The organism is Pseudomonas sp. NPDC047961 (genome assembly GCF_050272435.1).
In the GTDB taxonomy this organism is placed as follows: Bacteria; Pseudomonadota; Gammaproteobacteria; order Pseudomonadales; family Pseudomonadaceae; genus Stutzerimonas.
In genome coordinates, this window is record NZ_JBNNMD010000002.1 from 785850 (window position 1) to 811721 (window position 25872).

Sequence of the window (25872 nt, forward strand, 5' to 3'; positions counted from 1 at the left end):
AGTATCTAGCATATCTATATCTCTGACATTACCTACTGTACACATACCATGTTACTAGTTGCTGTCATTAATCAATCTCTTCGCTCCCTGATGGGTTTGCTCCCTGCTCTGCACTCTGCTGGCTACTCCGTGGCTTTAGATAGATGCCGGGGCCATCTCCGCTAAAGCTCGGTTTGTTTTGCTATTCCGTATGAAGGGGCAATTTACCCTGCGCCTGTAGAAGCTCAGCTTGTTTCGCTATTCCAGATGACAGATCAATTGATTCGTTGCCAGCTGAAGCGAGCAAACAGAGACAAAACGAGAAAGATAAGACCCGCTCGGCTGCTCAACGGAAAGACATGCCAAGGCGCAGCATTAGCCTGCTTGCCGCCGTGGCAGTGTACGATGCACCCCGGGGTGTAAGGTGCCCGTTCGCATCTAGCCAAGCCGCCAACTGAGGCAGGCTTTCAACCCCATCAAAAAGAGCTGCTTTAACTGAGCTGCGAAGCCCGTCAGCGTACACATCAGCCTTCATTTGGGCAGCTCGAACAGCAACTCCGTTGCCACGCCTGTGAGCCTCTGCGCGGCCGGCTGAGCGGCGATCTATCTTTCCCCTAGCCTCGGCATCACCCGCATCCGCTCGCGCCTTCAGCGACGCCAGAGCGTCACTGGTGCGGCGAGATATGAATTCCCGTTCTTGCTCTGCAAGTGCGGCGTACAGGTGCAGCTGGAATTTGTCGGCGTTGGGCATCGTGGCGACTTTGAAGTCCACAAGCTTGAGTAGGCCCGCAATGTGCTCAACGTCCCGGGAAAGTCGGTCAAGCTTTGCAACAACGAGCGTTGCCCCATCAGCCTTGCATCTAGCCAACGCTGCTTTACAGGCTGCTCTACGCTCAGGCGCGGTAGCACCTGACTCGTGATCTTCAAACGCAGCGATTACCGTCCAGCCACTTTGCTGGGCAGCAAGACGCACATACTCGCGCTGAGCGTCTAGCCCTAGACCACTGTGCCCCTGCCTAGCAGTAGATACACGGTAATAAGCGACGATCTTCATAGCGCCTGCGACCTTGCGAGGGGTAGAAGTTGACACCTTATCATTCCGTAGACGTTCGTCAACGGTTTGATAACGCATATTGGATGCACAAGGGGAGTGGCGTGACGGCTATATCTAAGTCGTACTCGCGCGGAGAGATATCGTTTTTAGGTCGGCTGCAGCTGTCCCTCCTAGGTCACCTTGTGACTGTTATTCCACAGACAAAACGAATAACATCGAGCGAAGCCTTCGAACTGGACTCGAGACATGAATATGGACAGGGTCGTCTCTGTTATCAGCTTGCTTATCGGCATCGGTAGTGTTGCAGTTAGCGTCTATCTCGCTAAGCCAGACAGTAACGTAACGGCTGTTTCCTTATCAGGATGGCTTGCCTCAGCAGTCATAGCATTGTCACTGAGCATCACTGCCTTCCGCGCCATTGGCGCGCTACAGCGAGAGCTCATACAGGCCAAAAATGATGCAATCAAATACAAGAACGACATGCTTGCTGAACGCAATGACTTGGTGACATACCGAAATATATCCAACTCGCTTTCATCAATGATAAACCCAGAGCCACTGCGCGAGACAATACGAAACAAGCTCGCAACGCACATGGGATCCAAACTAGACAATAGGGGTGAATAGGTGACCGGCATGTTCAAGGACAGTACTTATTTCCCGATAATTCGAACAAGGCAAGCAGAGCTAAATGGATACGCTCAGTTAAGTAATGAGGCGAAGGATAATCTCATCCCTTTGATTACGCTCGGAAAGTGGCGCAATTCTGAAGGATGCGAAAAGGCGATCGATAAGGTAAATGAATGCGCTGGAGGCCGGAGCTATATCCTAGATCTGACTATGGACATCCAGCACCAGAACGAAGCGGTGCGAGAGTTACTAAATCCGGATGCTAACTTCAGAAACTGGGTTAGATTCGTGGAGAGTAATCCACAGATCATCCCTACTGTGCAGTTTACTCCTAACGCTAAAGGGCGTGACATAGTCAGACAAGCTGTTTCCCTTGAAAAGCTAGGTCGCCCTCCAGTGTTCCGTATCAAAGATTTCAAAACCGATGTCGATAGCACACTAAAAGCTTTGTATGCGTTAGATTCCCCAGAGGACTCGCTTATCGTTATCGACGCCGGATATATTCGAGACTTCTCTACGAAGAATATAAAACCGGGAATTCTAGAAAGCGTTCTTAACACGCTCAATCTCATCGTTGAGGAGATGCCAGAAGTTCCCCGAGTACTGGCTGGTACGAGCTTCCCACGATCCGTCATCCCGTTCTTGAGCGAAGGCTCTGAAACGTCCGGCAAGATCGAGATGCTTGAGACTATGCTGTTTGATGAGATCGGATCTGACATAGTCATGTATGGCGACCATGTTTCGATTCACTCGGTCGTTTACGACGACGAAGGCGGAACGTTCTTACCAAGACTTGATGTGCCTGATGCCGGATTTTGGCATTTCGAGCGACGACCTAGAACCAAGAGCGAAGGATACATCTCTGCAGCCGAGTCGCTTTTGCGAGACCATCCCAGCCTTAAGGATAACGATTGCTGGGGAGCCGAGATGATTCGAAACACGGTAACCAGAGAGGGGCTTACTATTAATGCGCCCGTGACCGCTATAGCCGTACGGGTAAACCTCCACATGAATTATCAAATTGAGATGCTGTCTGGTCGCATCAGCAATGATGAGGAGGACGACTGGGTGTTCTAGCCGGGAATGCGGACATAACGAGGGATAGAGTCTGGAATGTTCCCATCTGGGAAAAATCTTGACAGGTTCAACTGCCTTATCGGCGGGCTTGACTTAGCGTCTCTCTGACTGAAGCGCTCTTCAAGCTCCCGCCGTTTAGTTTTAGACTTACTAAGTTTATCCAAGTCAGACGTTGAAACTTGGCCCTCACAACTAGCAAGGAACGAATCGCTTAGCACACGATATCTACCCTTAACAGTATCAATTACTGTTTGCCGGATAACCGAAAGCGGGAGCTTGCTCGTTTCATTATAAAGCACTTCTCGAGCCGCTTCTCGGGATACCTTTTTGACGCCTGCCGAGCGGATCAAACGTTCTAGATCACTCTTATGCAAGAAACTGCATAATGTTTGTTTATCAGCTACAGGCTGGATACGGCCAGCTCGCTTAACGGAAAGTACGGCATACCCATTGCGGCATTTCGCTTCCCATACTCCGACTCGCTCATCGGTCGCCAGCGCTCGTTCTACGTACTTCGAGGATACAACTAAAGTCAACTTGTCAAAGTTGGATAGGTAGTTTTCTACCTGCCCTTCCAGCCGGCTCAGCGAGTCGACATCACTTTTGATTTCGAACGCCTGAAGATGGCCGTTAGCCATCACCAAATCGGCCCGCCTATCTCGCCCACCAAAAACCATTTCGTTGACGATGACGCTGTCACCTACGGCAACACGATTACGGAGCCTATTTATCACGGCGACTTTAATATCTTGCTCATTGAGCATGCGCTCGCAACTCCTGGGGATGAATCAAATTGCAGCGATAGCGACCTATAACCTGGCGGCATCACTGCCCCGGAAGATTATCATACGCAGCTCCACTCGCAGAGAACGGTGTCGCGACAGGTACACAACGCTGGTACACTTTTTGAGGTCGATGGGGGTCTACAAACCCCTGTATTCAGGGCTTTTCAGTGCGTTGCGCAGTGTCGGCGGTTCGATTCCGTCCCTGGGCACCATCTATTAATTTCAGGTGGTGCCAAAACCACCCGAAAGCCCACAAGAAGCCCGCCTAGTGCGGGTTTTTTGTTGCCCAAAAAACTTGCCCATCCATCAGCCTTCAATCCCAGCGGCACTTGGCCTGATTCAGTTCACGGTTCGTCATTTGCGAACGTGACTCCGGCTTGCTCATGAGACATGGCTCCGGTTCGGCAACCAATCCGACTGTTACGCTCCCGCGCCCGCCCGATCCCTACGGATGCCGTCATGCTGCGCGCTTTAGTAACGTCTTTGCTCTTTTCAGCCCTGCCTGCATTTGCGGCGTCGTTCGATTGCCGAGTGACAGGTATTGCCAATGGCGACACCTTCAGCTGCCTTGATGCTTCAGGTGAGCATGTCAGGGTGAAGTTAGCCGAGATCGATACCCCGGAGCTCCAACAACCTTATGGGAGCCAGGCGCGCCAAGCACTTGCCAGTTATATCTTCGGCAAAACCGTGACGCTGACAGCTAAGGGGCGCGACGTTGCGGGACGGACATTGGCGCGTGTGAGGGCCGGTGACAGTGAGATCAATTCTGAATTGGTCAGGACTGGGAATGCTTGGGCCAACCGCGGCCACCTGGATGACCGGGCGCTTCTCAATCTGGAGGCAGTCGCGCGCGAGCTTGGGCGGGGCCTGTGGTCGTTACCCAAAGCGGATCAGCTGCCTCCGTGGGAATGGCGCGAGCAGCAACGCAGCAGCCGTTGATACGAATCGCTCATAACTGACCGGCGTAACAGCTAACGCACAACGCAAACAACTAGCAACACAATCTTAATGCAAGTCATTTGCATTTAGTTTAACTTCTCGCTCCCCACGAAAAACACCAACATCGGGAGCCTTCACGTGTTTCGCAAAACCTGTCTGTGTCTGTCTGTATCCCTAGCGACTCTTTCGTTCTCCTCGATGCCTGCGCTGGCCGATGAAGCCACCGAGCTGGAAGCTGTCACCATCAGTGCGACACGTGCCAGAAGCGAAGCTGGAAAGACGCCGCAAAAGATCACTGTGATCAATCGCGAGCAGATCGAACAGCAACTGGCGATCACCTCGGACCACGGCGCAGTACTGAGCAACCTGATTCCCTCCTACTCGCCGAGCCGTCAGAAGATGAGCAGCGCGGGCGAAACCTTTCGTGGCCGCTCGGCGCTGATCCTAATCGATGGCGTACCGCAATCGACGCCTCTGCGTGACAGTCAGCGTGACGGCTACACCATTGATCTTTCGATGGTAGAACGCATCGAGGTGATTCACGGCGCCAGTGCCGAGCATGGCCTCGGCGCCACCGGCGGCATCATCAACTACGTTACCCGTCGCCCGGAAAGCGGGACGTTGCGCCAGCACGCCGGGATGAGCTTCACCGCGCCTACCGATTACGAGTCCGAGGGGCTTGGCTACAAGCTGGACTATCGGGTCGAGGGCACACAGGGCAACTTTGACTATCTGGTTGGCACCAGCTGGCAGACCCAGGGGATGTTCTACGACGCGAATGGCGACCTGATCGGCGTCGACGATACCCAGGGCGACGTGATGGATTCGACCAGCACCGACCTGTTGGTCAAGCTCGGCTACTGGCTCGACGACAACCAGAACATCGGCCTGATGGTCAATCGCTACGAGGTCGAAGGCGAGCACGAATACGTCAATGTGCCCGGCGATGCCGACGCCGATATTCCCGCGACCTCGCGCAAGGGTGACCCTCAGGGCGAGGCGCCACAGAACGAAGTGCTGGCCACCAGCCTCTCCTACAAACATGCCGATCTGTACGGCAACGAGCTGGGCCTGCAGTTATATACCCAGCGCTTCCGCGCACGTTTCGGCGGTGGCACCAACGGCACCTTTCAGGACGCCGGCATCGCACCGGTCGGCACGCTGTTCGACCAATCACAGAACGAGTCGGACAAGATCGGCGGCAAGCTGACGCTCAGCCGTGACGGCCTGTTCGACAACCACCTGATGCTCACCGGCGGTCTCGATGTGCTGCAGGACACCACCAGCCAGCAACTGATCCTGACCGATCGCGAGTGGGTGCCGGAAACCGTTTTCCGCAACTATGCCCCCTTCCTCCAGGCGGAAATCAGGGCGCTGGAAGACCTGACCCTTTTCGCCGGGGTTCGCCACGAGTTCGCCGATCTGGATGTGGACAGCTTCAGCACCATCGCCTCAACCAGCCCAGGCCTCGGAGGTGTGGACGTTGAAGGCGGCAATCCGACCTTCGAAGAAACCCTCTACAACGCGGGTTTGGTCTGGCAGATAACCGATTGGGTCCAGCTGTTCGGCAACTACTCCGAAGGGTTCGGCATGCCGGATGTGGGCCGCGTATTGCGTGGCATCGGCACGCCGGGCACAAGCGTCGACAACTTTCTCGACCTGCAACCGGTGGTCACTGAGAACCGCGAGATCGGCTTTCGCCTGAATCATGGTCCGTTCGATGCTGAGATCAGCTACTACGAGTCCGACGCCGAGCTCGGATCGCGCCTGGATAGCGTGGGCGGGGTTTACCAGATTCGGCGTGAGCGCACCGAAATCGATGGTGTGGAACTCACAGGGGGCTGGAAAGTCAGCGATGTGCATCGCCTGAAATTGATGTATGCCCAGGTCAATGGCCGTTCCGATACCGATGGCGACGGCAAGGTCGATACCGACCTCAACGGCGCCAACATCTCACCGGACCGTTACGGCGCCAGCTGGCAGGCCAACTGGACCGACGAGCTGCATAGCCTGTTGCAGGCAAACCATTACGCCAGCCGTGATTTCGACACGCCCGGCCTGGAGTTCGAGGGCTACACGCTGGTTGATGCCTACGTGGGCTATCGTCTGCCGCTCGGCGAAGTCAGCTTAGGGGTTGAGAACCTGCTTAACCGTGACTATCTGACGTACTACTCGCAGGCCGCCAATACCGGCTCGAAAGTCACCCGCAACGGTCGCGTATTCAACGGCCGCGGGCGCACCCTCACGCTCGGATACCAAGTCAATTTCTAAGCGATGGACGCGGCGACGCAGAAGCAAAACGTGAAGACCGCCGCGGTCCGCCGGACCGGACGCGGCACCCTGATGCTACGTGTCGTCGCAGCGATTGGTGGCGGCTATGCCTGCACGGCAGCGCTGGCCTCCGCTGGCGCTCAACTGCTGGTGCTGGCCGGAGGTATGGCGCGCAGCGAAGCGGTGTTCCTGGTCGCCATGCTGGGGTTTGTCCTGTACCTCGCATTGCTGCTGTGGAGCTTTACGGAGCCTAGCGTCTGGCGGGTCTGGGCCTGGCTGTCGGTAGGCATCGTGATAGGCGCGGGGCTGTCGTACGGGCTGGCTACATCGCTGGGCGAGTACTGAGATGGCGCCAAGCAAAGGCTTTCGCCAATCGATGAGCTGGCTGCATACCTGGGCGGGCGTACTGCTCGGTAGCCTGCTGCTAGCAATCTTCTGGACCGGCTCGCTGTCAGTGTTCGATCGGGAAATCGACCGCTGGATGCAACCCGGTACTCGCCTGGCGGAGCCGCCACCGCAGTTGTCGCTCGATCGGCTGGTTCTGCCACATGCAAAAAACTTGGCCCCTGACGCGCCAGTCTGGACGATTAACCTGCCGACCCCACGCGTACCGGTGCTGCAACTCGATTATGAGGACCCGCAGCATGGGCGGGTGCGCCGTCACATCAACCCGCACACCGGCGAGTTGATTGTCGACCAAGGCAGCTGGGGCGGTACCCGCTTCATCTTCCCGTTCCATTTCAGCCTGCATCTGAACTGGCGCAGCGTCGGCTACTGGCTGGTCGGTGCCGCTGCAATGGGTATGCTGGTGCTGTTGGTGTCGGGCGTCGCAGCGCACCGAAAGCTGATTGCCGAGTTCTTCACCTTTCGCCCCCGCAAGCGACTGCAGCGCAGCCTGCTCGATCTGCACAACCTCACCGGCGTGCTGGTACTACCTTTTCATTTCATGATCAGCCTGTCCGGACTTGTCATTTTCTGCCTGATCTACTTTCCCAGCGTTGCTCAGGCCCTTTACCCGAGCGACCAGGCGCAGCTGAAGCTTGAGGCATTAGGCACCTATTTCCGCCCGCCGTCGGGCCCGTCCACTGACATCGCGTCGCTAGACACCATGCTGGACAGTGCTCAGGCGATCTGGACGAGCCAAGGCAAGCCTGGCGAGGCCTATCTGGTCCGCGTCCGGAATCCCTTTGATCGCAACGGACATGTCGAGATCCGCCGTGCTCATACCCGGGCTGTAACGATGAATGCCGACCGGCTGACCTTCGATGTGACCACCGGCGCGCTGCTTCACCAGCATTCGGCGGCGCCCATCGCCGGGGTTCAACGCTTCCTGACGGGCCTGCATTTCATCCAGTTCGATCACTGGACGCTGCGTTGGCTGTACTTCGCCGGCGGTCTGGCCGGCTGTGTGCTGATCGGTAGCGGCCTGTTGTTCTGGACCGGCTCGCGGCGGGCCAGGCACGAGCGTCAAGGACGGATGGGGGCGCGCCTGGTCGAAGCGCTGAGTGTGACGGCGGGGCCCGGGCTAATCAATGCAACCCTGACCTTTTTTGTTGCCAATCGCTTGCTGCCACTGGACGGGCCGGTAACCGGCAATCAGCGAGCAGTGCTGGAGGGTTGGGTGTTCTTCGTGAGCTGGCTCACGACCATGGCTCACGCAGCGTGGTACCCGGCCCAGGCATGGCGCCGTCAGTTGCAGGCCGTCGGCGGATTGGCCATCGCCTGCGTACTGCTGAATGGGCTCACAACCGGCGATCCTTTGCTCAATAGCCTGTGGCACGGCAAGGCAGCCATCGCCGGCATGGACCTGATGCTGCTGGCACTCGCGGGCTCCTGCCTGCTGGCGGCACGACGAATTCGCCTGACCAGTCAGGCACGCCAGTCGAACATTTCGCCTAAACCTGAGGCGCACCGGCATGCCTGACTGGCTCGGCTCGGTGCTGGCGTTCTTTCTGTGCTATCTCGCTTTCGCACTGTTAGCACTCTGTCAGCAGGCGCATCGCAAGGGAGTCGACCCCAGCGCTTGCATCCCGACTGCGGGCGGCCAACGCATGCGAGCGCTTTGCGCGACCCTGTGCTTGTTCACGGCATTGGCGCTGCTGCTAGCCGGACAGGGCGGGGGCTTCGGTACAGTCCTGTGGGTACTGCTGGCAAGCGCGGCAGCCTTTAGCCTCGCGCTGACCATTGCCTGGAAGCCCGCTTGGTTGCGCCCATTGCTTCAGGCCTGCTGCCTGCTTGGAGGGCAGGTATCGCACCAAACATAGATGCGCCGACTTAATCTCGGCTAGGCTAACAGCGACGACAGCGCAGGTCGCAAACCTGCCCCGGCTGCCACGCAGCCGCCAAGGAAAGGCCGGACACCTCGCAAGGAGCAAGCCATGCAAAGGGTTCTCTCGATTCTGCTGATCGGGTTGCTGTCGATCGCCACTCAAACCGGTGCGGCGCAGTGGCGCTTCGTGACCGAGGACTTCCCGCCCTTCACTTACCCTGCGCACGGCTCGGTCAGCTCCGCTGCAGGAGCCAATGCCGGCGGCCCGCTGGTGGAGGTGGTACAAACAGTCTGCGCCCGTTTGCAGCAGGACTGCTCAATCGCTCTATACCCCTGGCGGCGTGCATTGCGGCTGGCCGAGCAGGGACAGGCGGATGGCATTTTCACGCTGGTACGGTCACCGCAACGTGAGCAGATTTTCCACATCAGTCGGATGCTGGTCACGTCACGCTACAGCGTCTTCGCCCGCACCGACAGCAGCTTTGTCTTCAATCAACCGAGCGACTTAGCTGGCCGACTGGTCGGGGTATACGGGCCTTCCGGGACGTCCTATGTACTATCCGAGCGCCTCAAGTCGGTGCCTGACGTACGCCTGCACCTCACTGCCGATAACCGTCGCCTGCTGCGCATGTTGCAGTCCGGACGTTTCGGCAAGGAGGGTCTGGCGGTGCTCAATCAGGATGTTGCCTGGCACCTGATCGATGATGAGCAGCTTACAGGCGTGCGTGAGGCTGGCGAGATGGGCCCGATCACCTATGGCATCGGGTTGTCACGCAGCACCATAAGCGAGGCGCAGTTCAAGGCGTTCGAGCAAGCACTGGATGAGGCGATTGCCGACGGTACGGTGCCCGCGATCTTGCGCCGTCACCAGCTCGAACCCGCCTACTGAGCCAAACCCTAGCAGCTCAGCCGATGCAACAGCGTGACGTCGCAGGCGAGCCGGCCTACTACGTCGTCAGTGCTGCACTCTGCAAGACAATTCCTCCGCATGAACATGATCTGGTGAGTATTCGCCGCCAAATCGCCGTCTACCCTTCAGATAGCAGTTTCGCTTCGGGAGCCATAGCGCGTTTTCCATCCCACCCGCCAACCGGAGGCCAGCATCCTCATGGAAGCAGACAAAAAGCTACCCAGGTCCATCATTCTCTTTCCCGTGTTCATTCCAGCGGTGGTCGTCACCCTGCTACTGGTGATCGGCACGATCAGCAACCCGGACCTGGCCGGCGAGGTGTTCAGCTCGACGCTGGCCTTCATCACCACCAACTTCGGCTGGTTCTACATGCTCTCGGTGGCGTTCTTCCTGGTGTTCATCGTCGGCATCGCGATGACGCCCTGGGGCAACATCAAGCTAGGACCGGATCACGCAGAGCCGCAATACAGCTTCCCGGCGTGGTTCGCCATGCTGTTCTCCGCAGGCTACGGCATCGCGCTGCTGTTCTTCGGCGTAGCCGAGCCGGTGCTGCACTACGCCTCGCCTCCGGCTGGCGCTGCGGAAACTGTCGACTCCGCCAAGCAGGCGATGCAGATCGCATTTTTCCACTGGGGCTTCCACATCTGGGCCATCTACGGGCTGACGGGGCTGGTGCTGGCTTATTTCTCGTTCCGCCACGGCTTGCCGCTGTCCATGCGCTCGGCGCTGTACCCGATCATTGGCGAGCGAATTTATGGCCCGATCGGTCACGTGGTAGACGTGTTCGCCATTCTCGGCACCTTGTTCGGCATTGCCACGACGCTCGGCTTATCGGTCACCCAGATCAATGCAGGTATCAACTACCTTTGGCCCTCGATTCCGATCAGCATCAACGTGCAGATCATCGCCATCGCGATCATCACCGGCCTTGCGATCTGCTCGGTGGTCGCCGGTCTCGACAAGGGCGTGAAGAACCTGTCGCTGCTGAACATGATCCTGGCGATCGGCCTGATGCTGTTCGTCTTCCTGGTCGGTCCGAGCATCTTCATCCTTGAAACCTTTCTGCAGAACACCGGCAGTTACCTGAACAACATCATCGAACGCACCTTCAACCTCCAGGCCTATTCGCGAAGTGACTGGATCGGCAACTGGACCTTGTTCATCTTTGGCTGGACCATCGCCTGGTCGCCCTTCGTTGGCCTGTTCATCGCCAAGATCAGCCGCGGCCGGACCATCCGCCAGTTCGTCTTCGGCGTGATGTTCGTGCCGACCATCTTCACCTTTCTCTGGTTCTCGGTATTCGGCGATACCGCGCTGCATCTGATCATGGTCGAAGGCTATACCTCATTGATCACCGACGTGCAGGCCGATAACGCCATCGCGTTATTCAAGCTGTTCGAGCTGCTGCCGATGACGTCGATCGCTTCATTCCTGGCGGTCGTGCTGATCATTACCTTCTTCGTCACCTCGTCCGACTCCGGCTCACTGGTTATCGACTCCCTGGCGGCAGGCGGCGCCAGTCACACACCGGTCTGGCAGCGGGTGTTCTGGGCCAGTATCGAAGGCGTGGTCGCCGCTGCGCTGCTCCTGGCGGGAGGGCTCAGCGCCCTGCAGACCATGACCATTGCCAGTGCCCTGCCCTTTGCCATCATTATGATGATTGCCGCGCTGGGCATGTGGCGTGCGCTGGTGATCGAAGGGCACCATGAAACCAGTCTGCAAAACCATATGCAGAGCAGCCGACTGGCCAGCAATGCCGGTCCGGGCCTGTGGAAGAAGCGTCTGGCCGGCATGGTCAGCTTTCCCGATCGCGAGCACGTCGACGCGTTCATGAGCAGTACCGTCCTCAAGGCCATGCGCCGTGTGCAGCGTGAGCTTGGCGGCCAGGAGTGGAACGCCGAGGTGCATACCGACGAAGCCAACTCGCGGGTGTATCTGGAAGTAATCAAGGAGGACCAGGTGGACTTCGTCTATGAGATCCGCGCGGTCGGTTACGCCATGCCGGCGTTCGCCCTGTCCGAGGGACCAGACACGGACGAGCAGTACTACCGCGCCGAGGTGTTCCTGCGCCGCGGGGGTCAGCACTACGACATCTACGGCTACGATCAGGCTGACATCATCAGCGACATCCTCGATCAGTTCGAGAAGTACCTGCACTTCCTGCATATCTCGCCCGGCAGCCTGCCGTGGAAAATGGGCGAGCACGACGAGATGCTCACCGGCGATCCCGATCTGCCGAAGAGCGACCCGACCTAAAGGGTTCGAACAGCTAGTCGCCGGCCCACCAAGCAGGGGCCGGCCAGCCGTTTGTCACCCGAACCTGCCGCCGTATCAGGCGGGTGACGTCAATTTCATCTATATAGGTAAGGGCACATTGGCCTTGGCAGATACCGTGACCAGCCGGTCACTGCGCTCGGGGCCGCGCCGCGCTTGGCGCATGCCCCCTCGCATGCTAGGTTTGCGCCTCGCCAGGACGGCGAGCAGTTGGCCGGAGCGCAATTTACATAGAAACGAGCCAGGCAATGACCGGGTTCGAGAAGAGGAAGCTCTATGGCCGAGGCCATACCTGCACTGGAAATTCGTAATCTGCACAAGCGCTACGGCGATCTGGAAGTTCTCAAAGGAATCTCGCTGACCGCCCGTGATGGCGACGTCATCTCGATCCTCGGCTCGTCCGGCTCCGGGAAATCCACCTTCCTGCGCTGCATCAACCTGCTGGAAAACCCCAACGAGGGCGAGATCATCGTCGCGGGCGAGCAGCTGCGCCTCAAGCGCGCCAAAGACGGTGATCTGGTCGCTGCAGACGCCAAGCAGATCAACCAGATGCGCAGCAAGCTGGGCTTCGTGTTCCAGAATTTCAATCTCTGGCCGCACATGAGCGTGCTCGACAACATCATCGAGGCGCCGCGTCGCGTCCTGGGCCAGAGCAAGGCCGAAGCCACCGAAACGGCCGAGGCACTGCTGGCCAAGGTGGGAATAGCCGACAAGCGCCACGTTTACCCGAACCAGCTGTCCGGTGGCCAGCAGCAGCGCGCTGCGATTGCGCGCACCCTGGCGATGCAGCCCCAGGTGATCCTGTTCGACGAACCCACCTCGGCGCTCGATCCGGAAATGGTACAAGAAGTGCTTGCAGTGATCCGGTCGCTGGCCGATGAGGGCCGAACCATGCTGCTGGTCACTCATGAAATGAACTTCGCCAAGCAGGTCTCCAGTGAGGTGGTCTTCCTCCACCAGGGCCTGGTCGAGGAGCAAGGAACGCCGGAGCAGGTGTTCGACAACCCCCAATCGGCACGCTGTAAACAGTTCATGTCCAGCCATCGCTAATGGAGCAACACACCGCATGAAAAGCTATAAGAAGATTCTGCTGACTGCCGCCGCCACCCTGATGCTCGGCGCCAACGCCTTCGCCGCCGACAAGCTGCGCATCGGTACCGAGGGTGCCTACCCACCCTTCAACCTGATCGACTCCAGCGGTCAGGTGGTCGGCTTCGACCTCGACATCGCTCACGCCCTGTGCGCCAAGATGGAAGTGGAATGCGAAGTGGTCACCTCCGATTGGGACGGCATCATCCCCGCCCTGAACGCCGGCAAGTTCGATTTCCTGGCGGCTTCGATGTCCGTCACCGAGGAACGTAAGAACGCCGTCGACTTTACCGATCACTACTACACCAACAAGCTGCAGTTCGTCGCGCCGAAGTCGGTCGATTTCAAGACTGACGAAAGCTACCTGGAAGGCAAGACCATCGGCGCTCAGCGGGCCACCATCGCCGGTACCTGGCTCGAAGACAACATGGACGACGTAGTCGACATCAAGCTCTACGACACCCAGGAAAATGCCTACCTCGACCTGGCCTCGGGCCGCGTCGACGGCATCCTCGCCGACTCTTTCGTGCAGTGGGAATGGCTCAAGAGCGATGCCGGCAAAGACTTCGAGTTCAAGGGTGAGCCGGTTTTCGACAACGACAAGATCGCTATCGCCGTGCGCAAGGGCAACGATGAGCTGCGCCAAAAGCTGAACAAGGCGCTGGCTGAAATCCGGGCCGATGGCACCTACGAGAAGATCAACGCCAAGTACTTCCCTTTCAACATCTACTGATCCGTCTGAATCAAAGCCCGGCCACCAATAATGGTAGGCCGGGCTTTGGTGTTTGAGCCTATATGATTCCCGACCTTTACGGATTCGGTCCGGCGCTGATCGCCGGTACCTGGATGACCATTCAGCTGGCCGTAGCATCCCTGGCCTTGGGCCTGGTGCTCGGCTTGCTCGGCGCACTTGCAAAGACATCGCCATACGCCACCCTGCGCTGGGTGGGCGGCACTTATTCGACCATCGTTCGCGGCGTTCCCGAACTGCTCTGGGTACTGCTGATCTATTTCGGCACCATCGGCTTGGTACGCGGCATCGGTGAGCTCTTCGGCATCGAGAATCTGGTGCTCAGCCCATTCGCTGCCGGCACTATCGCCCTCGGCCTCTGCTTCGGCGCTTATGCCACCGAGGTGTTCCGTGGCGCCTTGCTGGCTATTCCCAAAGGCCATCGCGAAGCCGGTCTCGCACTGGGCCTGGGCAAACGGCGGATTTTCCTGCGACTGATCCTGCCACAAATGTGGCGCCTGGCCCTGCCCGGCCTGGGCAACCTGTTCATGATCCTGATGAAAGACACCGCGCTGGTCTCAGTCATCGGCCTGGAAGAGATCATGCGTACCTCACAAATCGCCGTAACGGCTAGTAAAGAACCCTTCGTCTTTTTCGTGGTGGCTGCCTGCATCTACCTGGGGCTGACGGTAATTGCCATGGCTGGCATGTATTTCCTTGAAAAACGCGCAGGTCGTGGCTTTATCAGGAGCGCCGCATGAGCTGGGAATTGTTCATCAAGTGGCTGCCCGACTTTATCGAAGGTGCCTGGCTGACATTGCAATTGGTTGGCGTCTCGGTGGTAGCAGGCCTGTTTCTCGCACTGCCGCTGGGCATCGCACGGTCGTCGCGCCTGCTGGCGGTGCGCGCGTTGCCCTATGGCTACATCTTCTTCTTCCGTGGCACGCCGCTGCTGGTCCAGCTGTTCCTCGTCTACTACGGCATGGCCCAATTCGAGGCCGTTCGCGAAAGCTGGATGTGGCCGTTCCTGCGCGATCCTTACTGGTGCGCGATCATCACCATGACCTTGCACACCGCCGCCTATATTGCGGAGATCCTGCGTGGGGCGATCCAGAACGTACCGGCCGGGGAAGTCGAGGCGGCCCGCGCGCTAGGCATGTCGCGCTATCAGGCTCTGCGCCATATCATCTTGCCGCGGGCAACCCGCATCGGCTTGCCCGCGTATAGCAACGAAGTGATTTTGATGCTCAAGGCCAGCGCCCTGGCGAGCACCATCACCCTGCTGGAGCTGACCGGCATGGCGCGCAAAATCGCTGCGCGCACCTACATGCACGAAGAGATGTTCCTCACCGCCGGCCTGATCTACCTCATCATTGCTTTCGTGCTGATGCAGGGCTTCAAGCTGCTGGAGCGCTGGCTGCGTGTCGACGCCTGCCAAGGGCGCTGAACCCGCAGCCCCACTCGCCTGAGCCCGCGGCCTTGCGCCGCGGGCCGGTCGGCACAGGCCCGGCCCCCTCGCTCGCCACGCTCGGCCGTTCGCGGAATCCCTGAGCCACGGCAGGGTCTCAACACACCATCCCATAGCCAACGAGACAGCCATGCCCGTCGACATTCAGCGCATCGAAAAGGACCAACTCAGCTGCTGGCGCCTTCGTCACGGAGACGCCGAAGTGATCGTCGCCGAGCAAGGCGCCCAGGTACTTAGCTATCGACAGGGCGAGGCGGCACCGATCATCTGGCTCAGCGAAGAAGCCGCGTTTCAAGCTGGACAGGCGGTGCGGGGCGGCGTGCCGGTCTGCTGGCCCTGGTTTGGCGATCTGGCGCGCAACCCGCAGTCGGTTCAAGACACCTACCAGGGGAGCCAGCCAGCGCCGGCCCACGGGCTGGTGCGCAACATCGACTGGGTGATGGCACGCAGCGATAGCAATGACGAGAGTGTCACCCTGGTATTTGCCTGCAACCGCGCGCTGCCCGGCTGGCCGCATGCCATCGAGCTGAGCCTGAAGATCTGCCTGGACAGCAAGGGCCTGCACCTGTCGCTGACCAGCCACAACCGCGGCGACACGACAATCGCGTTGTCTCAGGCCTTACACAGCTACTTCGCCATCAGCGACATCCATCAGGTGGTGGTCGAGGGGCTGGACGGGCGTCCCTATATCGAAACCCTGGACGACTGGCAGCAGCGACAGCAACAGGGCGACCTGGTATTCGGCGGCGAGACCGATCGCATCTATTTGGATCTGCCTTCCAGGCTGAGCCTGCGCGACCCGGGCCTCAAGCGACAAATCCTTCTCGAGACGCAAGGTTCACGCTCGGCCATCCTGTGGAACCCCTGGATCGCCAAGGCACAGCGGTTGTCGCAGTTTGCCGACGATGCCTGGCAACGCATGCTGTGCATCGAGACGGCCAACGTCATGGATGATGTGATCCGGCTCGAGCCCAGCGCCAGCCACACGCTGAGCGTCTCGATCAGCGCCGAAAGCATCTGACCCGACCGGCAGCGAACGGCTGGCCAAGGATCCGGGCAACGAGACGTATTGAATCTATACTCAAGCGAGCACCATCCCCACCCGGTCGACGACCGGGGGCGCTGATGCAAGCCTGCCGGCCAGTTGCAATGCTCTGGAGGACTTCTGCCATGGAAGCCACGCCGCTAAAGACGGTCCCCCGCCAGCCCGCGCCGCGTCTGCATCAGCCCTGCTCTGATGCGCTATGAACGCCGACTTCGATTTCCTACTGGCCGGCGGCGGACACAGCCATCTCGGGGTGCTGCGCCAGTGGGCCAGTCGCGACCGGCCAGCGGGCCGGATCGGACTGGTCTCGGCCGAACCCCACGCCTGGTATTCAGGCATGATGCCCGGGCTGGTTGCCGAGCATTACCAGACGCGCGACTGCCGCGTTGGGCTGCCCAAGCTGTGTGCCGCAGCCGAAGTGGAATTCATCCAGGGCACCTTGGTCGCACTGCTTCCCGAAACGCCTGAATTGCTTCTGGCGACCGGCGAGACGCTGCGCAGCACCTGGCTGTCGTTGAACCTGGGCTCCCTGCCCTGGCTGCCGGAACAGACCGATGACGGCATGGAGTTGCTCTCGGTCAAGCCATTCGCCGACTTCATCCGCCGCTGGCAACAGTGGCAGGAAATTCCCGAAGCGGTGGGTATAGTTGGCGGCGGTGCGGCGGGCATCGAGTTGGCTTTGGCCGTGGCCGGGCGTGTACCAGCGACTGATCTGTTCTGCGCAGACGAGGTGCTTGCCGGTCATCCGCCTCGCCTCAGAAGGCTGGCACTGCGGCACCTGCAAGATGCCAAGGTGTACGTTCATGAGCACACCCCGATCCAGACCGTACATGGCAGTACCCTGATCGGCGACGGCCAGGTGCGTTGGCGCGGGCGACGCCTGATCGTCGCCACAGGTCCCAGCCCGCTGGGTTGGCTGCGCGAGTCGGGCCTGCGCGTGGACGGACGTGGCTTCATCGAGATCTGCCCATCCCTGCAGAGTCGCTCACACCCCCATGTGTTCGCCAGCGGCGATTGCGCCAGCCTACCCGGCGCCGTTCATAACGGCGTACATGCGGTGCGCCAGGCGCGCGTGCTGGCCACCAACCTCGCTCGTGTGTCGATCGGCCAACCGCTGCGCCACTATCATCCGCAGGCGCACAGCCTCGCATTGCTGGCCGATGGCCAACATGGCGCGCTGCTGAGCTGGGGTGGGGTGGCGGTCGAAGGGCGGATGCTCGGTGACCTGAAGGATCATCTCGATCGCCGCTTCGTGCGCCGTCACAGCGCCGAGAACTAAGGGGTCAGCCGAGTAACTGCTGCAGACGCGCCTCCAGCAACTCTGGAAAACGCTTGAACCAGGTCAGGTTGCGTGGCGAGGGATGCGGCAGTGGATGCAGGTGAAACGTTCTCTGACCGCCCTCTTCCGCCGCCAGCTCAAGCTCGAAATGCGCTGTGAAACGATCGTCTCGCCGCCAGAACGCCTCGAGTTGCTGACGCACGTCGCGGGGCTGCTCCAGGCCAAACCAGAGAAACGCCTCACGGCCGAGCGTGATGATGTCGCGGCCCTGCCAGTGGTCGAGCAACAACTGGCGCATCAGTGGATGAAAGCGACGCTTGACCGCCATCGACCAGGCGCGATTACCCAGCGGCTTGTAAGGCACGGTGTTGATCCAGAAAAACCCGTTACCGATGGCGCGGCTGGCCTCGAAATCCGGCATTTCGCCGCCATGCACATGCCGATAGAGAGCACGGCGGACCAGCTGGCCACCGCCGCCAATGAAGGGTTCACCGTGGCGCACTTCCTCGCGCCCTGGATCACGGCCAAAGAACGCAAGGGGCGCGTCGGCCGGTCCAAGACCGATGATCGGCTCCAGTGGGTCTTTATCGAACGCCTCGTAGACCGCCTCGTCGATACCCTCGGTTTCAACTGCCAGTTCGCGAAAGGCCTGGCGCAGTGACGGATCAACGGGCAGCGGCTTGGGCATCGGCTAGAGGTCGCTTTCGTCCACCAGCTTCACCTCGGCTGCCGAGATTGCGTAGGCCGCATCGGCCAGATCATTGCTCACCGGCTCGATCCGCAGCACGCCGTCGACCCAGAGCGGCGCGTAGATATCGTCCAGCATGATCCCGGCCGGGTAGCGGACCATCACGATCTGATTGGGAGGTGGTGGTGGAACATGAATACAGGCACCCGGGTAAGGCACCAGAAAGAACTCAGTGCTGCGGCCCTGGCTGTCGGTTTCCAGCGGGACCGGGTAGCCACCCAGACGGACCTGCTTGCCGTTGAGTGACGGCACGGTTTTGGCCGAATACATCACCGCGGGCAGACCAGCCCCTTGTTTGAGACCACCCTGATCGCTGAAACCGTCGTTTTCCGGCGAGTCATGCTCGATTTCCGGCATCTCTTCCAGCGCCTGACGATCCTCAGCAGGCATCAGCTCAAGCCAGTCGAGCTCCGCCGGGGCGGCATGGGCAATGGAAGCACAGCAAAACAGGAGGGACAGAATTAAGGCGCGCATGACAACCGAGAGATGAGAGAACGGGGCCGCAGGGCACGACCCCGGGGCGAATCAGTGTTTACGGCTGGTGACCATGCCGTAGATGACCAGCAGGATGATCGCACCGACGACCGCACCGATAAAGCCTGCACCTTCTCCGGCTTTATACAGACCGAGCGCTTGTCCGCCGTAAGTGGCCAGCAGCGAACCGCCGATACCCAGCAGGATGGTCATGATCCAACCCATGCTGTCGTTGCCGGGCTTCAGGAAGCGAGCGATGAGGCCTACGATCAGGCCGATGATAATGGTTCCGATGATGCCCATGGGCAATCTCCTCAAGTCCGAAAATAAGCGTTGCGTATTCTCGGACCTGAGGCGATCCAGCCAGTTCGCCGCCAAAAGCAGCAAGCCAGACGGCCGGACGGTCAATCGCGGGCAATCAGCGACTCAACGGCTGTGATCTGCCGATCCAGCGTGGAGCGGTCCGGGCAGCGCAGCGTGGCATGGCCGACCTTGCGGCCGACCTTGAACGCCTTGCCGTAATGATGCAGGTGGCAGTCCTCGACGGCGATCACCTTGGCCACGGCGGGCACTTCACCGATGAAGTTGAGCATGGCGCTCTCGCCAACCTTGGCTGTCGAGCCGAGCGGCAAACCGCTTACCGCTCGCAGATGATTTTCAAACTGGCTGCACTCGGCGCCTTCGATGGTCCAGTGACCGGAGTTGTGCACGCGCGGCGCAATCTCATTGGCCTTGAGCCCGCCGTCGACTTCGAAGAACTCGAAGGCCAGCACGCCGACGTACTCCAGCTCTTTCAGCACGCGCCCGGCGTAATCCTCGGCCAGCGCTTGCAGCGGATGGTTGCTGCTCGCCACCGACAACCGCAGGATGCCGTTTTCATGGGTGTTGTGGACCAGCGGATAAAAGCAGGTCTCGCCGTCACGCCCGCGTACCGCGATCAGCGACACTTCTCCGGTGAAAGGCACGAAGCCTTCGAGGATGCACGGCACGCTGCCCAACTCGGCAAAGGCGGCGGTGACGTCGGATGGCTTGCGAATGACCTTCTGGCCTTTACCGTCATACCCCAGGGTGCGGGTCTTGAGCACCGCCGGCAGGCCGATGCTGGCGGCCGCTGCATCTAGATCGGCCTGGGACTGGATGTCGGCAAATTCGGGCGTCGGGATTGCCAGCGCCTTGAACATCGACTTCTCGAACCAGCGATCGCGGGCGATACGCAGCGCCTCGGCGCTTGGATAAACCGGCACGAACTGCGACAGGAAGGCGACGGTTTCAGCCGGCACGCTCTCGAACTCGAAGGTCACCAGGTCGACCTCATCGGCCAGCTGACGCAGATGATCCTGATCGCTGTAATCCGCACGCAGATGCTCGCCGAGTGCCGCGGCACAGGCGTCCGGGGCCGGGTCGAGAAACGCGAAGTTCATGCCCAGCGGGGTTCCCGCCAGGGCGAGCATGCGGCCCAGCTGGCCGCCACCGATCACGCCAATCTTCATTTACGCGTCCCTCGGGTCCGGGTTATCGAGCACGGTCTGGGTCTGCTCGTCGCGGAATTTCTTCAGCGCGGCATGATATTCAGGGAATTCGTGGCCGAGAATGCTGGCCGACAGCAGCGCGGCATTGATCGCGCCTGCCTTGCCAATAGCCAGGGTGGCGACCGGTACGCCGGCCGGCATCTGCACGATCGACAGCAGCGAATCGACACCGGAAAGCATCGAGGACTGCACCGGTACGCCGAGCACCGGAAGATGCGTCTTGGCCGCGCACATGCCCGGCAGATGGGCAGCACCGCCGGCGCCAGCGATGATTACCCGCAAACCGCGCGCTTCGGCCTGTTCGGCGTACTGGAACAGCAGGTCGGGCGTGCGGTGTGCGGACACCACGGTGACTTCGTGCGGAATGCCGAGCTTCTCCAGCATGTCTGCGGTGTGGCTCAAGGTGGACCAATCGGACTTGGAGCCCATGATCACGCCTACCAGTGCGGTCATCGTCGTGCCTCTCTTCGGCGCCTAGGCGCATCAGGAACAACGGCCGCGCTGAAAACAGCGCGGCCGTGCAGGAACAGGGTCGGAACCGGTCCGACCAAAGGCCGCGCAGTATAACGCAGGCCCCCGCCCCCAGCACCTGCGACCGGTCATCTGAAACGGCTGGCAAATGTTCCCGGATTGCCCGAGGTCAATGGCCACGACGTCTGACCGGGTGCAGACTCGGCCTTCCGATCGCAAGGAGACAGCCATGACCCAGACCATGAAAGCCGCCGTGGCCCATGCCTACGGTGAACCGCTGCGCATCGAAGAAGTAAAGGTGCCCCTACCCGGCCCAGGACAGATTTTGGTGAAGATTGAGGCGTGCGGCGTCTGCCACACCGACCTGCACGCGGTCGAGGGCGACTGGCCTGTACGCCCGCCCCTGCCGTTCATTCCAGGTCACGAAGGCGTCGGCTATGTCGCAGCAGTCGGCAGTGGGGTCAGCCGCGTCAAGGAAGGCGACCGCGTTGGCGTGCCCTGGCTGTATAGCGCCTGCGGCTGCTGCGAACACTGCCTCACGGGCTGGGAAACCCTCTGCGCCGAGCAGCAGAACACCGGCTATTCGGTCAACGGCGGTTATGCCGAGTACGTCCTGGCCGACCCCAACTATGTCGGCATCCTGCCCAAGGAAGTGGCGTTCGATGAGATCGCTCCGATCCTTTGCGCCGGCGTGACGGTCTATAAGGGCCTGAAAGTGACCAACGCCCGTCCAGGCCAGTGGGTGGTGATTTCCGGTGTCGGCGGGCTGGGCCATGTTGCGGTGCAGTACGCCAAGGCCATGGGCCTGCACGTCGCGGCGGTCGATGTCGACGACGCCAAGCTGGAACTGGCGAAGAAACTCGGCGCCAGCCTGACCATCAACGCCCGTACGGAAGATCCGGTTGAAGTCATCCAGCGCGATATTGGCGGTGCCCATGGCGTACTGGTCACGGCGGTGTCCAACAGCGCGTTTGGTCAGGCCATCGGCATGGCCCGGCGGCACGGCACCGTTGCCCTGGTCGGCCTGCCGCCGGGCGACTTCCCAACGCCGATTTTCGACGTGGTGCTCAAGGCGATCAGTATTACCGGCTCCATCGTCGGCACCCGCGCGGATCTGCAGGAAGCACTGGATTTCGCCGCCGAAGGCCTGGTCAAGGCGACCATCCACAGCGGCAAGCTGGACGACATCAACCAGATCTTCGACCAGATGCGCGCCGGCACCATCGAAGGCCGGATCGTGATGAGCATGTAGCAACGCGCTAGGCCCGCACGGCCCTAGCGCCAGCCTGTAGGAGCCCAGCTTGCTGGCGATAAACGCAACTGAGCGACCTACGATTGGGAAATCGCCGCCGTAAACATAACGCTGCCAGCGGACGGCGGCTCACTCCACCAATAACCCCTCTACACCCTGCCCCGCTCCCGCTTCCAGCTTGCGCCAAAGGAGGCGGACCGGCGCCTTGCGCACCAGTGCGCAGCGGTACAGGCGAATTTCCAGCGGCACGCGCCAGTGCTCGCCACCACAGACCACCAGCTCCCCGCGCTCCAGCTCGGCCGTCACGCTCAACCGCGGCACCCAGGCCAGGCCGAGCCGCTGCATCGCCATGCTTTTCAGGCTATCGGCCATGGCGGTTTCGTACACCGTCGAGGAGCGCAGACCGCGCTGGCGCAGCAGTAGGTTGACCGAACGTCCCAGCGAGGCACCGGCGCTGTAGGCCAGCAGCGGTACGCTCTGGCCGCTGTCCGGGTCGAACAACGGCTCGCCAGCGGCATCGACGCCACACACCGGAACGATTTCGGTGCGCCCGAGCGACAGGGAGGGGAACAGTTCGGGGTCCATCTGCAACGCGGCATCCGGATCGTAGTAGGCGAGGATCAGATCGCAGGTGCCCTCGCGTAGCGAATGCACCGCCTCGCCGACATTGGTTGCGACCAGACGGCTGTTCACCGGCACCCCATCCTGACGCAGGCGCGCGAGCCATTCTGGAAAGAAGCCTAGCGCCAGCGAATGCGCGGCGGCGATCTGCAGCACCTCGCCGCGCTGACCTTCAAGGTTGTGCAAGTACTGAACGACCTCGCCCATCTGATCGATCATGTTGCGTGCGGTGACGAGAAACAGCTGCCCCGCCTCGGTCAACTCGATCGGCGTCTTGGCGCGGTTCACCAAGGTCAGACCGAGGCAGTTCTCTAGGCTACGGATACGTCGACTGAACGCGGGCTGGGTGACGAAGCGCCGCTCTGCCGCTTGAGAAAAACTGCGCGTCGCCGCCAGGGCGACCAGATCTTCCAGCCACTTTGTTTCGATGTTCATGCCGACTCCTGACGGGCCTGGGGATGGTCCCTCACACAGCGAAATAACGCTCGGCAACGCAACCGCGTCACACCACGCCTATGCCGATTTGGCATGACCCAGTGTTTAACGGCATTGGCCGATAAAGCCGCTAAACCCCTATGGTAGCGGCCTTCGCGGCAATCACCGCTTTTCTCTCGGATGAGAACCCTCATGTCCTCCGCTGCATCGTTCCGCCTCGAAAAAGATCTGCTTGGCCCCCTTGAAGTACCCGTTGATGCCTATTACGGCATTCAGACCCTGCGCGCCGTGCGCAACTTTCACCTCTCTGGCGTGCCGCTTTCGCACTTTCCGAAACTGGTGGTGGCACTGGCCATGGTCAAACAGGCGGCGGCGGACGCCAACCGCGAGCTAGGTCATCTCAGCGATGCCAAGCACACCGCAATCAGCCAGGCCTGCGCGCACCTTATCCGCGGCGAGCATCATGACCAGTTCGTCGTCGACATGATTCAGGGCGGCGCCGGCACCTCGACCAACATGAATGCCAACGAGGTGATCGCCAACCTGGCGCTCGAATACATGGGCCATCCCAAGGGCGAGTACCGGTACCTGCACCCGAACAACGACGTCAACATGGCGCAGTCCACCAACGACGCCTACCCCACCGCTATCCGCCTTGGCCTACTCCTCGGTCACGACACCCTGCTGGCCAGCCTCGACAGCCTTGTCCAGGCCTTCTCCGGCAAATCTGCCGAATTCGCGCATATCCTCAAGATGGGCCGCACTCAGCTGCAGGACGCGGTGCCCATGACCCTCGGCCAGGAATTCCGAGCCTTCGCCACCACCCTTGGCGAGGATCTCGAACACCTGCGCCTGATCGCCCCGCAGTTGCTGGTCGAGGTCAACCTCGGTGGCACCGCCATCGGCACCGGCATCAATGCCGATCCGAACTACCAGAACCTGGCCGTGCAGCGCCTGGCGACCATCAGCGGCCATCCGCTGAAGCCCGCCGCTGATCTGATCGAAGCCACCTCCGACATGGGGGCCTTCGTCACCTTCTCCAGCATGCTCAAGCGCCTGGCGGTGAAGCTGTCGAAGATCTGCAACGACCTGCGCCTGCTTTCCAGCGGGCCGCGCACCGGCATCAACGAGATCAACCTGCCTGCGCGTCAGCCAGGCAGCTCGATCATGCCGGGCAAGGTCAATCCGGTAATTCCCGAGGCGGTCAACCAGGTCGCATTCGAAGTGATCGGCAACGACCTGGCGCTGACCATGGCCGCCGAGGCCGGGCAGCTGCAGCTCAACGTCATGGAGCCGCTGATTGCCTTCAAACTGTTCGACTCGATCCGCCTGCTACAGCGCGCCATGGATATGCTGCGCGAGCATTGCATCATTGGCATCACAGCCAACGAGGATCGCTGCCGTCAGCTGATGGAAAGCTCCATCGGACTGATCACCGCGCTGAACCCCTACATCGGCTACGAGAACGCCACCCGCATCGCCGGCCAGGCACTGCTCAGCGGCCGCGGCGTGTTGGAACTGGTGCGCGAGGAGCAACTGCTCGACGACGCCACCCTCGACGACATCCTGCGTCCGGAAAACATGATCGCGCCACGGCTGGTGCCGCTTAAGGCGTGACACCGCCAGCACTGCCTGCGCCGCCTTCGGACGAGGCGGCGCAGGCCTACCCGCCAAAGCGTGATGCGGCACAAGCCACCGTTTTCCGCCCTTGCGTAGACTCCGCCGATTTCCCGGAGGCCCCATGCGCAAACTACTCGCCATCACCCTGCTGTTCAGCTCGATCATCGGCGCGCCGCTCGCTCATGCGGAGCTCCCGCAAGGCTACGAAGTGGTACTGCAGACCGAGAACTTCCCGCCTTTCAACATGGCAGACGGTGGCAAGAACTTCGCCAAGGAAGAGCACATCCAGGGCATCAGCGCGGTAACCGTTCAGGAAATGTTCAAGCGCGCCGGCATCGCCTACTCGATGACGCTGCGCTTCCCGTGGGATCGCATCTACCAGGCGACCCTGGATTCGCCGAATCACGGCCTGTTCTCAACGTCGATGACCGATGCCCGGCGCCCACTGTTCAAATGGGTTGGTCCTATCGCCCAGTACGAAAGCGTCCTGCTTTCGGCACCCGGCTCGACCCTCAAGCTGACCAGCCTCGAACAAGCGAAGGACTACACCATCGGTGCCTACAAGAGCAGCGCGGTGAGCCAACGCGTCGAAGCGCAGGGCCTAACGCCGGTGAACTCGCTGCGTGACCAGGAAAATCTGCAGAAGCTGCTCAGCGGCAAAATCGACCTCTGGGCCACCTCCGACCCGGTCTGGCGCTACTACGCCAAGCAAGAAGGGGTGGGCGGACTGAATACCGTGCTGGTGTTCAACTCCGCACCGCTGTACCTGGCGCTGAACAAGGAGACGCCGGATGACGTGGTTACCCGCCTGCAGAACGCCCTGGACGAGATGAAGACCGAAGGCTACGGCACCTGCGTCAAGCATCCTGAACTCTGCTGAACCCAGCACCGGGTCGATGGCGCGAGGCGCGCCATCGCAGCGT

At 60.5% G+C, this 25872-nt stretch carries 26 protein-coding genes and 1 pseudogene; 19 read left to right on the forward strand and 8 right to left on the reverse strand.

What is annotated here, in order from left to right; all coding sequences use genetic code 11:
• Positions 1–325: 325 nt before the first annotated feature.
• A complete protein-coding gene (locus ACQKIK_RS09835; protein ID WP_499135757.1) occupies positions 326–1111 on the reverse strand; it encodes a recombinase family protein in 786 nt (261 codons plus the stop codon).
• Positions 1112–1279: 168 nt separating this feature from the next.
• Between ACQKIK_RS09835 and ACQKIK_RS09840 the strand changes: the two genes are divergently transcribed.
• Both ACQKIK_RS09840 and ACQKIK_RS09845 read left to right on the forward strand, forming a co-directional pair.
• Positions 1280–1660: a hypothetical protein gene (locus ACQKIK_RS09840; RefSeq protein WP_499135758.1), complete on the forward strand. Its 381-nt coding sequence runs from the start codon at positions 1280–1282 to the stop codon at positions 1658–1660.
• Positions 1661–1669: 9 nt separating this feature from the next.
• On the forward strand, positions 1670–2740 hold the full coding sequence (locus ACQKIK_RS09845; RefSeq protein WP_499135759.1) for a beta family protein: 1071 nt from the start codon (positions 1670–1672) through the stop codon (positions 2738–2740).
• On the opposite strand, the gene ACQKIK_RS09850 is transcribed toward ACQKIK_RS09845, so the two are convergent.
• On the reverse strand, positions 2737–3504 hold the full coding sequence (locus ACQKIK_RS09850) for a sce7726 family protein (RefSeq protein WP_499135760.1): 768 nt from the start codon (positions 3502–3504) through the stop codon (positions 2737–2739). The two genes, ACQKIK_RS09845 and ACQKIK_RS09850, sit on opposite strands and share 4 nt — an antisense overlap.
• A gap of 145 nt (positions 3505–3649) precedes the next feature.
• On the opposite strand from ACQKIK_RS09850, the pseudogene ACQKIK_RS09855 reads away from it, so the two are divergent.
• From ACQKIK_RS09855 to ACQKIK_RS09920, 14 genes and pseudogenes are all read left to right on the forward strand, one after another.
• Positions 3650–3737, forward strand: a pseudogene (locus tag ACQKIK_RS09855).
• 247 nt (positions 3738–3984) lie between these two features.
• Positions 3985–4464: a thermonuclease family protein gene (locus ACQKIK_RS09860; protein WP_499135761.1), complete on the forward strand. Its 480-nt coding sequence runs from the start codon at positions 3985–3987 to the stop codon at positions 4462–4464.
• Positions 4465–4602: 138 nt separating this feature from the next.
• Positions 4603–6735, forward strand: a complete 2133-nt coding sequence (locus tag ACQKIK_RS09865) for a TonB-dependent receptor (protein ID WP_499135762.1) — start codon at positions 4603–4605, stop codon at positions 6733–6735.
• 30 nt (positions 6736–6765) lie between these two features.
• On the forward strand, positions 6766–7080 hold the full coding sequence (locus ACQKIK_RS09870; protein WP_499135763.1) for a hypothetical protein: 315 nt from the start codon (positions 6766–6768) through the stop codon (positions 7078–7080).
• A gap of 1 nt (position 7081) precedes the next feature.
• Positions 7082–8659 (forward strand): PepSY-associated TM helix domain-containing protein, encoded by a 1578-nt coding sequence (locus tag ACQKIK_RS09875; RefSeq protein ID WP_499135764.1) that lies wholly within the window; start codon positions 7082–7084, stop codon positions 8657–8659.
• A complete protein-coding gene (locus tag ACQKIK_RS09880; RefSeq protein WP_499135765.1) occupies positions 8652–8999 on the forward strand; it encodes a DUF3325 family protein in 348 nt (115 codons plus the stop codon). Before ACQKIK_RS09875 ends, ACQKIK_RS09880 begins: the two co-directional genes overlap by 8 nt.
• Positions 9000–9113: 114 nt before the next feature.
• Positions 9114–9893 (forward strand): substrate-binding periplasmic protein, encoded by a 780-nt coding sequence (locus tag ACQKIK_RS09885; RefSeq protein WP_499135767.1) that lies wholly within the window; start codon positions 9114–9116, stop codon positions 9891–9893.
• Between the two features lie 219 nt (positions 9894–10112).
• Complete coding sequence (locus ACQKIK_RS09890; RefSeq protein ID WP_499135768.1) at positions 10113–12170, forward strand: BCCT family transporter; 2058 nt, start codon at positions 10113–10115, stop codon at positions 12168–12170.
• A gap of 294 nt (positions 12171–12464) precedes the next feature.
• Entirely contained in the window at positions 12465–13238 is a 774-nt protein-coding gene (locus tag ACQKIK_RS09895) for an ABC transporter ATP-binding protein (protein WP_019340445.1), read from the forward strand.
• Positions 13239–13254: 16 nt separating this feature from the next.
• Positions 13255–14010: an ABC transporter substrate-binding protein gene (locus tag ACQKIK_RS09900; protein WP_046161502.1), complete on the forward strand. Its 756-nt coding sequence runs from the start codon at positions 13255–13257 to the stop codon at positions 14008–14010.
• A gap of 62 nt (positions 14011–14072) precedes the next feature.
• A complete protein-coding gene (locus ACQKIK_RS09905) occupies positions 14073–14768 on the forward strand; it encodes an ABC transporter permease (RefSeq protein ID WP_499135769.1) in 696 nt (231 codons plus the stop codon).
• Positions 14765–15454, forward strand: a complete 690-nt coding sequence (locus ACQKIK_RS09910) for an ABC transporter permease (protein WP_046161500.1) — start codon at positions 14765–14767, stop codon at positions 15452–15454. The genes ACQKIK_RS09905 and ACQKIK_RS09910 overlap by 4 nt, the downstream gene beginning before the upstream one ends.
• A gap of 151 nt (positions 15455–15605) precedes the next feature.
• Positions 15606–16496: a D-hexose-6-phosphate mutarotase gene (locus ACQKIK_RS09915; protein ID WP_499135770.1), complete on the forward strand. Its 891-nt coding sequence runs from the start codon at positions 15606–15608 to the stop codon at positions 16494–16496.
• 223 nt (positions 16497–16719) lie between these two features.
• Complete coding sequence (locus ACQKIK_RS09920; protein WP_045423416.1) at positions 16720–17799, forward strand: FAD-dependent oxidoreductase; 1080 nt, start codon at positions 16720–16722, stop codon at positions 17797–17799.
• Between the two features lie 4 nt (positions 17800–17803).
• Here ACQKIK_RS09920 and ACQKIK_RS09925 read toward each other — a convergent pair whose 3' ends face one another.
• The 5 genes from ACQKIK_RS09925 to purE all read right to left on the reverse strand — a co-directional run bounded on the left by ACQKIK_RS09925 (position 17804) and on the right by purE (position 21003).
• Positions 17804–18487 (reverse strand): uracil-DNA glycosylase family protein, encoded by a 684-nt coding sequence (locus ACQKIK_RS09925; RefSeq protein ID WP_499135771.1) that lies wholly within the window; start codon positions 18485–18487, stop codon positions 17804–17806.
• A 3-nt stretch (positions 18488–18490) separates the two neighbouring features.
• Positions 18491–19021 (reverse strand): DUF3299 domain-containing protein, encoded by a 531-nt coding sequence (locus ACQKIK_RS09930; protein WP_499135772.1) that lies wholly within the window; start codon positions 19019–19021, stop codon positions 18491–18493.
• A gap of 51 nt (positions 19022–19072) precedes the next feature.
• On the reverse strand, positions 19073–19324 hold the full coding sequence (locus ACQKIK_RS09935) for a GlsB/YeaQ/YmgE family stress response membrane protein (protein ID WP_045423412.1): 252 nt from the start codon (positions 19322–19324) through the stop codon (positions 19073–19075).
• 101 nt (positions 19325–19425) lie between these two features.
• The gene (locus tag ACQKIK_RS09940) at positions 19426–20511 is read right to left on the reverse strand and encodes a 5-(carboxyamino)imidazole ribonucleotide synthase (RefSeq protein WP_499135773.1); all 1086 of its coding nucleotides are present in this window, start codon (positions 20509–20511) and stop codon (positions 19426–19428) included.
• Entirely contained in the window at positions 20512–21003 is a 492-nt protein-coding gene (gene purE, locus ACQKIK_RS09945) for a 5-(carboxyamino)imidazole ribonucleotide mutase (protein ID WP_045423408.1), read from the reverse strand.
• A gap of 247 nt (positions 21004–21250) precedes the next feature.
• On the opposite strand from purE, the gene adhP reads away from it, so the two are divergent.
• On the forward strand, positions 21251–22273 hold the full coding sequence (gene adhP / locus ACQKIK_RS09950; RefSeq protein WP_463309048.1) for an alcohol dehydrogenase AdhP: 1023 nt from the start codon (positions 21251–21253) through the stop codon (positions 22271–22273).
• Between the two features lie 129 nt (positions 22274–22402).
• Here the strand turns inward: adhP and ACQKIK_RS09955 are convergent, their stop codons facing one another.
• Positions 22403–23329 carry a LysR substrate-binding domain-containing protein gene (locus tag ACQKIK_RS09955; protein ID WP_499135775.1) on the reverse strand — a complete coding sequence of 309 codons (927 nt, stop codon included), beginning with the start codon at positions 23327–23329 and terminating at the stop codon, positions 22403–22405.
• Between the two features lie 192 nt (positions 23330–23521).
• Here ACQKIK_RS09955 and ACQKIK_RS09960 point away from each other — a divergent pair, with 192 nt between their 5' ends.
• Entirely contained in the window at positions 23522–24946 is a 1425-nt protein-coding gene (locus tag ACQKIK_RS09960) for an aspartate ammonia-lyase (protein ID WP_499135776.1), read from the forward strand.
• Between the two features lie 124 nt (positions 24947–25070).
• The gene (locus ACQKIK_RS09965; RefSeq protein ID WP_499135777.1) at positions 25071–25829 is read left to right on the forward strand and encodes a substrate-binding periplasmic protein; all 759 of its coding nucleotides are present in this window, start codon (positions 25071–25073) and stop codon (positions 25827–25829) included.
• Positions 25830–25872 lie beyond the last annotated feature (43 nt).